Origin of the sequence: Paenibacillus sp. BK033 (genome assembly GCF_004345425.1) — a bacterium.
Lineage (GTDB): Bacteria > Bacillota > Bacilli > Paenibacillales > Paenibacillaceae > Pristimantibacillus.
The window spans coordinates 375,879-388,882 of sequence record NZ_SLVP01000001.1 but is presented as its reverse complement, the minus strand read 5'-3'; the positions used below and the strand labels follow the sequence as shown (position 1 = coordinate 388,882).

Genomic DNA, 13,004 nt, shown 5'->3' with positions numbered 1-13,004 from the left:
CTCAGAACCTGACGTATCGGGCGCCGAGCGCCCCTGATCCGGCTCACCGGGCCCAGGGGAACCGGTGTGACGCTCGCTCATCGCTTTCGCCCACTTGTCCTTTTCTCCAGACATTTATCCCCCTCATCCCTTCAGCCAGTTTTTGCGAAGCGCGAACAGCTCCTTCAGCTCATCCGTGGACAGCTCGGTAATCCATTGCTCCGACTGTCCGACGACCTGCTCGTTCAGCTGCTGCTTGCGGTCAATCATCTCGTCGATTTTTTCCTCAAGCGTGCCTAGCGTAATAAATTTGTGAACCTGCACCTGCTTCGTCTGACCGATCCGGAAAGCACGGTCCGTCGCCTGATTCTCGACTGCCGGATTCCACCACCGGTCGAAATGGAAGACGTGATTGGCCGCCGTCAGGTTAAGACCGGTACCGCCGGCTTTAAGCGAGAGCACAAACGCGCAGCATGGCTCCTCCGGGTTCTGGAATTTCTCGATCATCTCGTCCCGCTTGGCCTTAGGCACCCCGCCGTGCAAATACGGAACCGAAAGCCCCAGCCGCTCCTCCAGAAGCTTCTTGAGCTGCTCCCCCATATCCACGAATTGAGTGAAGATCAGGCAGCGTTCGCCCTCGGAGGCAATCTCCTCCACCATCTCGAGCAACCGAGCGACCTTGTTCGAGCGGCTGTCGTCCCACCGCTGCTGGAGTTCGCGCTCTTCGCTGAGCATTGCCGGATGATCGCATAGCTGCTTCAGTCTCGTAAGCGAAGCCAGAATCAAGCCCCGGCGCTGCATCGGACCCAGCTTATCCAGCTTCTCGAGCAGATCGGCAACGATATTCTCGTAGATCGCCCCTTGCTCGGTCGTCAAGGTCAAATACGTTTTGGCTTCGTTCTTTTCCGGCAGCGACAGCTGAATCGCGGGATCCTTCTTCACCCTGCGCAGCATAAACGGCTTAACCCAACGCTGAAGGCCGCTAATGACCTGTTCGTCGCGGGTGCGTTCAATCGGAAGCACAACCGCCTTGCGGAACTCTCCCATGCTGCCCAGGTAACCCGGATTAATGAAATCGTAGATCGACCATAGCTCGGTCAGCCGGTTTTCCATCGGGGTACCGGTCAACGCAATCCGGTGATGAGCCGGCAGTGCGCGGATAGCAGCAGACTGCTTCGTGTATACGTTTTTTATATTTTGCGCTTCATCCAGACAGAGGGCATCCCACTCGATCTGATTCAGCTCTTCCTCGTCAATTTGGGCAAGAGAGTATGACGTGATGACGATATCCGCATCCGCGACCGCTTCTTGAAGCGCTTCCCCCTTCTCCCTTTTTGGGCCGTAATGCAAATACGCCGTAAGGGTCGGGGCGAACTTCTCAAGCTCCTTCTGCCAGTTGCCGATGACGGAAGTCGGACAAATGAGAAGAGAAGGTCCGAGACGGTTGTTTCCGTGCTCCTTCACATGGGATAGATAGGCCATGAACTGAATCGTCTTGCCAAGACCCATATCATCGGCAAGCACGCCGCCAAGACCAAATCTCCGGAGAAACAGCAGCCACGAGACCCCTTGCAGCTGATACGGACGGAGCGAACCCCGGAAGCTGCCAGGTATATCGACCAGAGGGATTTCCGCCGTATGCTGAAGCTGCTCGAGCCATCTCGTCAGATGATCGTTCAGCTCAACCTCCGCCCGCAGCGCAACCGAAGCATCCTCTCCGTCTTCCATAACGGTGCCGCCAAGCAAATGCATCTCCATCACGTCGCGGAACGACAGCCCTTTGCGTTTGCCGACCCGCTTGATCCAATCGCGAATCTGGGCGACATCCTGCGGATCGAGATGAACCCATTCGCCTCCGATATTCATGAGCCTCCGGTTCTCCTCGGCAAGCCGCATGAACTCGGACTCCGACAGATCGACATTGCCAAGCGCCATCTTCCAGTCAAACTGTACGATCTGGTCAAGACCAAACATCGGCTGCGCGTCCGAGCCAACCGACGATTTCATCTTAGCTTTCAGCCTTAAGCGGCGGGAGCGCACGGCCTCCCACCAGCTTGGCAAGAGCACCGGGCAGCCTGCCTCCAGCAGCTGCAGGCTCGCCTTCTCCATAAAGAACCAGGCATCGTTATCCGTCAGCTGACCTCGCAGCTTCTCCGGATCCGCTTCATCCTTCCAGTCCGGCAGGGCAGCAAGCCATTTGCCGTGTTCCTTTGCCAATCTCGCCTCCAAATGGGGCTCCCAATCAGCCGGCAGCGGTCCATCCTGGGGGAACAAAGCCTGCCATTGCCCGTTCGCCTGCGCAACCGGAATCCATGATCCGCCGTTTCGGTCCTGCAGCGCAGGCCGAAGCTGCCAGCTCGCGCCTTCCGCAGGCTCCGCGAGCTGCAGAGCCACCTTAAACGGCATCGTATCCTTATGAAGACCCAAAGCAATCAGCCAATCCTCTTCATCGCCTGCCTTATGAAGAAGCACGGATTCCCCGCCTGCAGCCGCGGCAATTTTGCGCCAAGCCGCAGCGGCGTCGCCGTTTTGGGCTAAAATCTGTTCGACCGCTTCGCTTAACCACTGATCCGCACCGGTTATCCCGGTATCCGTTATAAGCCGCTGCCATTCCGCGGCAAAAGCAGCTTGTTCCGCAGGGATTTCCAGCCGCCACGCGCGCCGGTGCTCCGACCATCTGCCCCAGTCCGGCTGAAACCATCCCTCAAGCAGTGCCTCGCGGAGCTTGCCCGCCATGCGCATCAAATCCTGCAGCCGATCCGTCCATTCCACTTGCAGAAGCCGCACATGACGAGGCGAGGACAAGTAATCGACGGCAAGCAGGGGAGGAAGCTTAAGCGCCTTCCCGATTTCCGTATCGATCTCCTCAACCTCCGCGCCATACCAGGAAGCCTGATGCCAGGCAAAGAGCACCTGCTTCAGCCTTGCCGGACTATCCCCCCGGTCTGCCGCCGCGAGGATAATCGCACTGTCTTCCGCTTTGTCGCCTTGCTTCCAGTAACCGTCCACGAGTAACGTCCGAGCGCCGATGAATGATTTCATGTTACGATTTTTCCTTTCCACAGCTCTTCCTGAAACGCGCGAAGCCGTTGATACTTGCTTGCGATTCCTTCAATGTAACGCTCCCATTTATCCGCATGCTTATCGGCCTTGTATAGCCTCTCAAGCTTTTTCAGCTCTTTGACGGCAAGGCGGTAGCCCTGCCGGTTGCGCGACTGAATGGCCTCCTCAATCGACTGATGATAGATAGGAATCATGACGCCGGGAGCTGACTTCGAAACTTCGCGAACATTCTGAATGCCAAGATCATCCGGCTTCATGCCGATCAACAGCTGAAGATCCGCCCATTCCTCGTACTTTTGCACCGCCAGCCAATGATCGGACAAATCCGCATAGGAATGCGGAAGAAGCTCAACCATATACCGGGTCCAGCGCGGCTCATCAGGCTGGTCCGTATCGGCTCTCCGGCATAAGGTCATAAAGGGTCCGATGGTTCTCGCATTTTTCACCTTGGAAATATGGTCGTACAGGAAGCTCATCCAATGGCCGATCAGCTCCCAGTCTCCTTCCTCAAGCCGCTGCGCGACGCAAGGGTAAATCACCTTCTGCGAGCGTTGGAAATCCGTCTTGCCGAAATGCGCCAGCGCCTCTTCGTCCTTGCGGCCGAAGAAACAGAGCATCGCCGCTGCCGTATGCACGAACGTCCTATTAACCGGCTCTTCCGAATCCCGGAGTTCTTCCTTCCTCATCGCATCCAGCTCATGCTCATACCAAGCGGCGTCCGAAGCCATCCGTTCGCATATGGCCAAATAGATATAGGTCCAGTCAAACAGCTGCTGTTCATTTTTCACGGCTCTGCTCTTCGCGTAACCGGCAACGTAATCCACCCAGCTGCGGTCATGGCCGGCAACCTCCGAAGGTTCCAGCTCAAGCGCCAGCGTATAATAATGCTCCACCCACGGCTCCGCCATGCGAAGAAACGACATTTCATGATAATAACGGCTGAACGTATCGACCGTCTTGATCGCCTGCTCCGCCTGGTCGAGCACAAACAGGATCACGCTCATCCAGTGCAGCCGCTGACTTTTTTTGTCCCAATGCTTCGTCGTCCCCTTAAGCGCGGACAGAACCGGCTGCAGGGCGTGAAGCGAATGACGGCAGCTTCGCCAGGTTTCGCCGTATTCGGCGTCCATCCACAATCCCCATTCTACCGGCGGCGCATTATCGGAAGGCTGTGCGTGACGGCCGCTAAACTTCGGCACGCTTACGGTAACCGTGCTGCGCTGCTGCTTCCCGTCGCCCCTAATCCGGTCGTAGGCCGCTTTGGCCGCAGCCTCGCCGTCAAGACTGTGGCAATAGGCGAAATAGACCGCCGCCATATGCTTGCAATAATCATTAAAAGGACAAGTGCATTTGCTGTATCTGAAATGGTCTGAATCAAGCAACACCGAATAAACGTCGGACCCTTGCACGGCCCCGTATAACGTATCCGCGTCCGCCTGCTTGACGTTCAACACCTGGCCGCTCCGATAATAATCCCATCCGCGGCGAATGATCTCTTCGTTCAAATGCTGCCCCAGACTGTGTTCAAGCGCTGTATGAAGCTTATCATCAAGACTTGCCAAGTTCGTTCACCTGCCCTCTTTCCGTTCACCTAGCATCTTATTAGTATACCACAAAAAATGCGCCCTCTGAAAAGCCAAAAGCAGCCCATTTCGCTTCGTTAAAAGCGAACGGGCTGCAAGCGAATAATATAGTATTAGTGCGGGATACGGATAAAGAAGGTAATTCGGTCCTCAACCTCGGCATGGATCTGCACGGTTCCTTTATACTGCTCGGTAATGGACTTGACGGTAAACAAGCCAAGTCCTTGATGAGCCTCGTTCTTGGTGGAGAAGCCGGCCTCAAAGAGCGGCTTTTCCGTAACCTCCCGAGCATTCGAGCAGGTATTTGTAATGCAGAACTCGATGAAGCCGTCAACCTGTTTTCCCGTCAGCTCAACCATGCGGCATTCCTCGGGATACTTCATGACCTCGTCAAAAGCGTTATCGATCAAATTGCCAAGCATCCGGTTCACATCCAGCGTCTTAATCCCCATCTCCAGACGGTTAAGCCCGCTGAAGGAGCAGGTAAAGGAGATCCGGTAGCTTTCAGCCTGCGAAATTTTCGAGCGGATCAACGCCGCAATCGCCGGATTCCCGATATTGATAATATCGTTCATCAGCCGGATCTCGCCGGTCAGCTCTTTCGTATACGCAACAAGCTCCCTCGATTTGTTCAGCTCCGCGAGGGAATGAATGGTCTGGACATGGTTCAGAAAGTCATGCCTCTGCGCCCGGATGGACTGGAACATGCTATTGATTTCGTCGACGTACGTCTGCTGCGTGACCACAACCACCTTCTCGCGCGTCTGCCGGAAATAACGCATCGCAAAGGCAGCGATCAAGAGACTTATGCCCGTAACGAGGAATATAACGATTCCGATATTCAGAAACTGGCTGTCGAGCCTGTCCTGAATGACCTGGTAATCGGATACGAGAGAGAGCACGTAACCGTGAATCGGCGCCCCGTTCTCGTCGACCATGCTAACTCCCGATCCCGTCGTGACCGGGATAAACATTTTGAGCACATGCTTGCCGTCGATATTTTCTTTAACCGAGAGGCTCTTGCCGGTCGCAAAAGCCTTCTTCACATAGTCGACGTCTTTGTCTCCCTTGTAACGGTAGGTTCCATAGAAGATATCCTTCTGCAGCAAATGCCCCTGGACTTCGCCCGCTTCGTTTACCGTATCGAAGGAGCTTTTGCCAAACGTCTTCGGATTAAATAACGTCGCTTCGAGCAAGGAATCGCTGCTTCCGATTGATTTGTCGATCAGCTCGTTAATGCCCGTCAGCTTCTCGTAATCGGCAAGCGTCGTATAGTTGACGTACGGATCAATAATATAATTAGTCGTTCCGTCGTAGTAATAGCCCCATTTGTAAATGCTGTCCGGATCCGTTGAAGCAACCTCGAACGGTCCGCTCCAGAAGTTCGGCAGCGTCTGGCCAAGCCAGTCGATATTGACCTCGTGCCGGTCGAACAGCTGATTGAAGGCGACATACCAGGGATCCCAGGTTTTCGTCCCTTTGCCCAGCTCGTTCTCATCCGAGGATTTGTACAGGATAATGTTGTCCTTGGTCCGCTTCATCAGCGTAATATGCTCGACGCCAAGCTTGGCGCTTAATTCCTTCAGCTGGTCGTTCGTCACCTTCTCGACGTCCGGATCAAGCGCGTATTGCGCCGCGATCGATACGACCCGGAGCTCCTTCCCGATCTGCTCCTGGAACTTCTCTGCCCCAAGCCTCGATTGCTCAACGGAAAATTCAATTTGCTTCGCAACAGCCCGCATCTCATGGTTTAGCGCATCTTCCAACGTTTTTTTCGTCAGAAAATAATAAGCGGCATTGCTCAGTAAAACGATGATAACGCTCAAGCTAATCGCCATGAGCCAGATATTGCGCGGCATATGATGCTCCTTTAAGCTCTCGTAATGTAATTCGATTATGGATGATTTTCACGGAAACAACAATATGGCAGGCGGCAAATCAAACAAGCAGTTCTTTCCATCATCCTCGGGTCTTCCGGATGTACAAACGGAGCGCCCACTTGCGCTCGACCCGCTTCTTGTAACGCGGCAGGGAACGGTAAATCCGAAGCCCTTCGGAAACGGCCTCCATCGCGTCTTCCTTGCGGCCCATCTGCTCGTAAATATCCGCGAGGCGGCAATAAGCTTCGCAGGATGACGAATGAATCTCCTGAAAGGCTTCCATATAGGAGAGCGCCCTTTCCGGGTCCAGCTTGGAATAGTAGGCGGCCAGCCTCAAATAAGGAGCGCCGTATTTCACTCTCGGATTAAGCAGCAGCGCCTTGCTCATGGCGGCTTCGGCGGCTTCCGGTTGTCCGGTCTGCATCAGGCAAAGGCCAAGATCATCCCAATATTCGGCGGAATCGTCGAGCATACGCTCGAGCGGCTCAAGCAGATCCAGCGCTTCCCGGTATTTCTTCTTCTCGATCAGAATTCGGGCAATTTCCGCTTTGGCGGATGTATCGTTGGGAGATTGAACGACATGTTTCTTCAGCTTGCTTAAACGCGAGGACCGGCGAATCGGCTTTAAGAGGCTTGGGGACAGACCGATAAACCGGCGGTCTATGACATACACGATAACTAACAGCGCTATTATGGCGATAATCGGATTTCCGAACAGCCACGTAAAGAAAACAAATAACAGAAAGAGTTTTCCCATTGGACCCTCCTAAAAAGAATGATCACCCAAATCGGCTGGGTCACAGCCTATTGTGATGATTCTTGCTTCGAAAGCATTCGCTAAGAATGATCACCCAAATCGGCTGGGTCACAGCCTATTGTGATGATTCTTGCTTCGAAAGCATTCGCTATGAATGATCACCCAAAACGGCTGGGTTTTCGTTATGCATAAACTTATTTTGCGTCATTTTGTGTCGATTTTCTTCGTATATGCACTTATTAAGGTATATTTTGGTGAAAGATGTGTTTATTAATAGTAGCATAACCCTATCATCTTGAGAAATAGATTTCATCGATAACCTTATCCCCGGAAAGCATGAAAGGCTTGTTACAGGATATTCCGCAAACCGTCCGATTACCATTAAAAATAGGCGGAGTGATGATTGTATCAACGAAAAAAAGAGCTGTCTATACAACCTTTTTGAAAGGCTGTACAAACAGCTCTTGCTTATCGCCTTAAAGCCTGGCTTAGGTTACCGGTACAGCCTGCGGTCTTCGGCTTCGCGCACCCACACCTGCATAAAGCCCGCTTCCCGGTTATCCCACGCATAATACGGGATCAGCTCGCATGAACGGCCATCCTCCGTCCTGCCGCGCAGCACCGTTACGCCGCCAAGCCGGTCGCCGGCATACTCGACAGCAAACGGCTCAGCCGCCTTAAACGCGAACTCGTCGTAGACAAGCTCCTCATTGCCGGATTGCTCGATGCAATACACGACCGGCCCGCGCTGGAAGGCGAGCCTTCCGCGATTAGCTTCCGCCTCTTCGCGTGAACGCACCGCGGTTACCGGCATATCCAGCTCCACCACAACCGTATCGCCAGGCAGCCAATGCCTTTTAAGCACTACATATCCGTTCTCTACCAATGCCTCTGCACCGGTTACCGCTTCGCCCTGCGCATAAACCCGGTAGCTTCTGCACCAGCCCGGCACGCGCAGACGTATAACGAACTCATCCGCTTGCTCCGGAGTCAGGGAAAGCTCTACCCGGCCATCCCAAGGATAAGCCGTTGATTGGGCAACCTTCACGCCGCTGCCGCCGGCAAGCCGAACGGTGGTCTCGCTGCTCAAATACTGGTTCACCGAAATGCCGTCTTCCGAAGCGGCATACGCGTATTGCCCGATCGACGGCAGGAATCGCGCAAGGTTGGTCGGGCAGCAGGAGGTATGGAACCATTCCACCCGGTGATGCTCTCCCTTGGAAGCAAGCGGATTCACATAGAAGAACCGGTCGCCGGACAGCGAAATGCCGGACAACGCGCCGTTAAACATCTCCCGTTCTACAAGGTCCGCATACTTGCCGTCGCCATGCAGCAGATTCATCCGGTGATTCCAGAAGGCCATCGCAATCGCAGCGCAGGTCTCGCAGTAAGCCGACTCGTTCGGCAGGTCGTAATCGTGCGTAAACCCTTCGTTATGGACGGAAGGGCCAATGCCGCCCGTTACGTACATATTCCGCTCAACCGTATGGGCCCATACGCGGTCGAGCGCTTCCATATAAGCGGGGTCGCCGGAAGCCAGTACGACGTCGGCCATCGCCGTATAGAGATACATCGCCCGTACGGCATGCCCTTTTACCTCCCGGATATCCCTTACAGGCACATCGTCCTGGCAATACGCCGGTCCCCAGTCTTCTTTGTCCCAGATCGCGCCAACGCCATGGCCGTGGCCGCGTTCCTCGAGAAGCCACAGCGCAAGCTTCCAGTACCGGTCCTCTCCCGTCGCGCCGTACAGCTTCACGAGCGCCAGCTCGATCTCTTCATGCCCTTCCGCCCAATGACGCTTGCCCGGACCGAACAGCGAATCGTAATGATCCGCCATGCGGCAGGCGACATCCAGCAGCCTGCGCTTGCCTGTCGCTTGATAGTAGGCTACGGCTGCTTCGATCAGATGGCCGCCATTGTACATTTCATGCTTTTCCATGTCGGTCCATTTAAGCTCCGGCGCTTCCAGGGTGTAGTAAGTGGACAAATAACCGTCGCTCTCCTGAGCGGCTTCGATCAGCTCCGCGATCCGGTCAATCTCCGCCTCCAGCTTGGGATCGCGGTCGGTCATAAGCGAGTACGCCGCGCCTTCGAGCACCTTGTACACATCGGAATCATTGTAGTACATGCCCTCAAATTTGCCTTCCATCAATCCGCCGGCAACGGCGAAGTTCGCAATCCGCCCCGTCTTCTCGCATTGGTCCAGACAGACGCCCATCGTTACGTTTTTGAGAGTCTCAAGGCGCGGACGCCAGAAAGCGTCATTTATCTTCACTTCCGAGAACGGAACTCCGCGCCAGCCTTTAATCCGTTGGTTCGTAACGGTCACGTTGCTTCCTCCCTATTCGTTTGGTTAAGCTGGGTTAGCCTTTCAATCCGGTAAGCGTAATGCCTTCCAGGAAGAACCTTTGACCGATCAAAAAGACAAGCACGCAAGGCAATACCACCGCCGTTGAAGCGGCCATCAATAAATCCCATTGCGCGTTATAGCTGCCCTGGAACATCTGCAGGCCAAGCGCAAGCGTAAAACGGCTGTCGCTCTTCAAATAGATGAGCGGGCCCATGAAATCATTCCACGAAGCAAGGAACGTGAAGAGCGCAACCACGATAACGGCCGAACGGCTGAGCGGGAGCAGGATGCGCCAATAGATCTGGAAGTAATTCGCTCCGTCTACAAGCGCCGCCTCGTCGAAGTCCTGCGGGATCGACATGTAGAACTGGCGCAGCAGAAAGATATTGAACATGCCGCCGCCGAAATACGCGGGAACGATCAGCGGGTAGAACGTATCGTAGAAGCCAAGCTCCTTCCAGCCGATAAAGCTTGGAATAAGCGTTACCGCTCCCGGCAGCATCATCGAGGACATCAGGATGGCGAATACCGTGTCGCGTCCCTTCCACTTGATGCGGGAGAAGCCAAATGCGGCAATGGTGCTCGAGACGACCGTTCCGAGCAGAACCCCGGCTACGATAATGAGTGTATTTTTGAAGAAGGCCCCAAACGGCACGACAGTCAAGGCTTCCTTGAAGTTTTCAAAGTGAAAGGGCTTCGGTATCCATTGCGGCGGCATGATGAAAATTTGCGACAAATCCATCACCGAGCTGCGCAGCAGCCACAGAAACGGCACGATAAACATCGCGGAAACGATCAGCAGGGAGGTAAACCCGGCGGTAAGCTTCAGCCTGGACTCTCTCATTGTTTTTCCCCCTCATAATGCACCCAGGATTTCGAGGTCTTAAAGACAAACACCGTAAAGATCATAATAATGATGAACAATACCCACGCCAGCGCGGAGGCATAGCCCATTTCCGTATCGCGGAATGCGGTACGCCACAGATAGAAGACGAAGAACAAGCTTTTGTTGTTGGGTCCGCCTTGGGTCAGAATGTACGCTTCGCTGAACACCTGGAAGGAGCCGATAATCGTCATAATCGTATTGAAGAAGATCGTAGGCGTCAGCATCGGTACCGTGATGTGGCGCAGCTTGCTGTACCATCCGCCGCCGTCAACGTCAATCGCTTCATAGTAGGATTTCGGTATGCCCGACAGGCCGGCAAGGAAAATGATAACCGTACCGCCAATCCCCCATAACGTCGTGAGCACGATGGACGGGATAACGCTGCCCTCTCCGAACAGCCAGTTGCTTGTTGGCAGATGAAGCCAATCGAGCGCCATATTCAGCAGGCCCAGATCCGGGTTCATAAGCCACAGCCAGATCATCGAAGCGGCAACCGCCGGAACAATGCTCGGCAGGTAGATAATCGTCCGGAAAATCGCCCGGCCCTTCACGTTCATATTTAGCAGAATAGCCAAAAAGAAAGAGATAATGATAACCGCCGGCACGCGGAGAATAACGAAATAAAAGGTTGTGCCAAGCGACTTGTAGAACAAATCGTCTTCGCCGCTGAACAGCTTGACATAGTTGTCCAGACCGATAAAGCTGGTCGTGTCTTTAAAAACGTTGTAATCCGTTAAGCTCAAATATAAGCTGGCAATCATCGGCCCTAACGTATAGATGATGAAGCCGAGTATCGCCGGCGCTGTAAAGAGCAAGCCGTAGAACAGGGCCTTGCGCTCCCTTTTGCTGCTCTTTCTGGCAACCGTCTTGACGGACTTGCCCGTGTTTGCCGAAATCTCCATGCCGTAACCCTCCCTGTCTATGGCAGAGGACAGCGATTCATCGAATTCCCGAACCGCTGCCCTCTCCTGTTATCCGCGGTCTGCGGACAGCTTACTCGACGTCGCGCCGGCCTTGTACTTGCTGCTGTGCCTTCGCGGCAATGGAATCAAGCGCTTCCTGGGCGGATTGTTTGCCCAGCCACACTTTATCCAAAGCAGGGTTAACGACATCCATGATTTTATTGAAGTTTTTCACGTAAGCCGTTGGCGTTGCATGGCTGTGGTTCAGAAGCATGTCAATGATCGCGCCGTTATAGCCGGATGGGCGGGCTGCCAGATCTTTTGTCCACTTGTCCAGCTTCTCGCTGTCGGTGTACCAGTCTTTCGGAGCAGGCATCCAGGTTCCGTTGGTCAGCATGTCGAGCGAAGCTTCCGGATCAAGCAGCGCCTTGAGCAGCTCCCAAGCTTCCTGCGGATGCTTGGTCGATTTGAAGATGGAGAACATGCCGGCTACTACGGTTGTTACCGGCTCTTTCATAACCGGCAGAACGCCTACGTTATAGTTGAACTTGGATTCCGCAAGCGACGACGAAGCCCATTGTCCGTCAATGGCCATCGCAACCTTCTTCGTCTGAAGCGCTACGTTAGTTCCAGGGATATTCTTCGACTGAAGCGGGGATGGAGCAACATGATACACGTTGATCAGGTCGGCCATCTTCTGAAACACTTCTACGGCTTCCGGTTGATTAAGGGCAAAGGTTTTGCCGTCGGCCGACAGGAAGTCGCCGCCGTTGGAGTAGATAAAGTTACTGTAAGCGCCCCACCAGGTCGGCAGGTTGATGCCGAATTGCTTAATATTTTTAGGGTCGAAATTCGGGTCCGCCGCATTGCGTCCCTTGTTGTCGAGCGTCAGCTTCTTGGCAACGTCGACGAATTGATCCCAGGTCCACGCTTTGGAAGCGTCGGAAGGAGGCGGTTCGATGCCGGCATCCTTGAATACGTCTTCGTTATAGAACAGTCCGAATGTCTCGGGACCAGGACCGATGCCGATAATGTTGCCCGGCGCTTGGGAATACGTAATATTCGGAACAATCGAATCGAGTGTAATCTGCTGATCCTTCGCAAGGAAGTCCTGCAGGTTCAGGAACTTGCCTTCTTCCGCAAGCGGGAAAGCAATGGTGGCGGATTCCATCATCGCGACATCCGGCTCGTCGTTGCCGGCTACCATTGTCGTCAGCTTCGTATCGTAATCACCGCTGCTGATGGCCTGAAATTCGACTTTTACGTTCGGATGAGCCTTCTCGAAATTGGCAATGGCGGATTTGTACGCCGCTACCTCAGCCGGCGCGCCCCATCCGGTCAGCTTCAGTGTAATTTTTTCGCCGCTGCCAGCCGTGCCGGAATCGGTGCCGGAACTGGCCGTATTTGCCGAGCTGCTTGCGTTATTGCCGGATGAAGAATTGCCATTGCCGGAACTATCGGACTTGGTGCAGCCGGACATGACCAGCACGGCCGACAGAACCGTAACCATAAATGCGGAAGTGTATTTCCATCGATTCATAATCATTTTTTTCGAGCCCCTCTCTCATTTCATCCTCATGGCTCATAGCTGCAGTCTATGA

General features: G+C 54.1%; 8 protein-coding genes. All 8 read right to left on the bottom strand.

Annotation, left to right across the window (positions count from 1 at the left end):
• Positions 1–123 precede the first annotated feature (123 nt).
• The 8 genes from EV294_RS01790 to EV294_RS01755 all read right to left on the bottom strand — a co-directional run bounded on the left by EV294_RS01790 (position 124) and on the right by EV294_RS01755 (position 12,949).
• Positions 124–3,021, bottom strand: coding sequence for a DEAD/DEAH box helicase (locus tag EV294_RS01790; RefSeq protein WP_132303312.1), 2,898 nt, complete (start codon positions 3,019–3,021; stop codon positions 124–126).
• Positions 3,018–4,604, bottom strand: a complete 1,587-nt coding sequence (locus tag EV294_RS01785) for an SWIM zinc finger family protein (protein WP_132303311.1) — start codon at positions 4,602–4,604, stop codon at positions 3,018–3,020. The genes EV294_RS01790 and EV294_RS01785 overlap by 4 nt, the downstream gene beginning before the upstream one ends.
• 134 nt (positions 4,605–4,738) lie before the next feature.
• Positions 4,739–6,484: a sensor histidine kinase gene (locus EV294_RS01780; protein ID WP_132303310.1), complete on the bottom strand. Its 1,746-nt coding sequence runs from the start codon at positions 6,482–6,484 to the stop codon at positions 4,739–4,741.
• A 100-nt stretch (positions 6,485–6,584) separates the two neighbouring features.
• Positions 6,585–7,262 carry a tetratricopeptide repeat protein gene (locus tag EV294_RS01775; RefSeq protein ID WP_132303309.1) on the bottom strand — a complete coding sequence of 226 codons (678 nt, stop codon included), beginning with the start codon at positions 7,260–7,262 and terminating at the stop codon, positions 6,585–6,587.
• A 493-nt stretch (positions 7,263–7,755) separates the two neighbouring features.
• Positions 7,756–9,594 (bottom strand): glycoside hydrolase family 127 protein, encoded by a 1,839-nt coding sequence (locus EV294_RS01770; RefSeq protein WP_132303308.1) that lies wholly within the window; start codon positions 9,592–9,594, stop codon positions 7,756–7,758.
• A gap of 34 nt (positions 9,595–9,628) precedes the next feature.
• The gene (locus tag EV294_RS01765) at positions 9,629–10,459 is read right to left on the bottom strand and encodes a carbohydrate ABC transporter permease (RefSeq protein WP_132303307.1); all 831 of its coding nucleotides are present in this window, start codon (positions 10,457–10,459) and stop codon (positions 9,629–9,631) included.
• Complete coding sequence (locus EV294_RS01760; protein WP_116393834.1) at positions 10,456–11,403, bottom strand: carbohydrate ABC transporter permease; 948 nt, start codon at positions 11,401–11,403, stop codon at positions 10,456–10,458. The genes EV294_RS01765 and EV294_RS01760 overlap by 4 nt, the downstream gene beginning before the upstream one ends.
• 91 nt (positions 11,404–11,494) lie before the next feature.
• Entirely contained in the window at positions 11,495–12,949 is a 1,455-nt protein-coding gene (locus tag EV294_RS01755) for an ABC transporter substrate-binding protein (RefSeq protein ID WP_132303306.1), read from the bottom strand.
• Positions 12,950–13,004 lie beyond the last annotated feature (55 nt).

Excerpts from the sequence above, each read along its gene's own strand:
- EV294_RS01760 (WP_116393834.1), bottom strand. The coding sequence starts at position 11,403 with ATGGAGATTTCGGCAAACACGGGCAAGTCCGTCAAGACGGTTGCCAGA.
- EV294_RS01765 (WP_132303307.1), bottom strand. The coding sequence starts at position 10,459 with ATGAGAGAGTCCAGGCTGAAGCTTACCGCCGGGTTTACCTCCCTGCTG.
- EV294_RS01780 (WP_132303310.1), bottom strand. The coding sequence starts at position 6,484 with ATGCCGCGCAATATCTGGCTCATGGCGATTAGCTTGAGCGTTATCATC.
- EV294_RS01775 (WP_132303309.1), bottom strand. The coding sequence starts at position 7,262 with ATGGGAAAACTCTTTCTGTTATTTGTTTTCTTTACGTGGCTGTTCGGA.
- EV294_RS01790 (WP_132303312.1), bottom strand. The coding sequence starts at position 3,021 with ATGAAATCATTCATCGGCGCTCGGACGTTACTCGTGGACGGTTACTGG.
- EV294_RS01755 (WP_132303306.1), bottom strand. The coding sequence starts at position 12,949 with ATGATTATGAATCGATGGAAATACACTTCCGCATTTATGGTTACGGTT.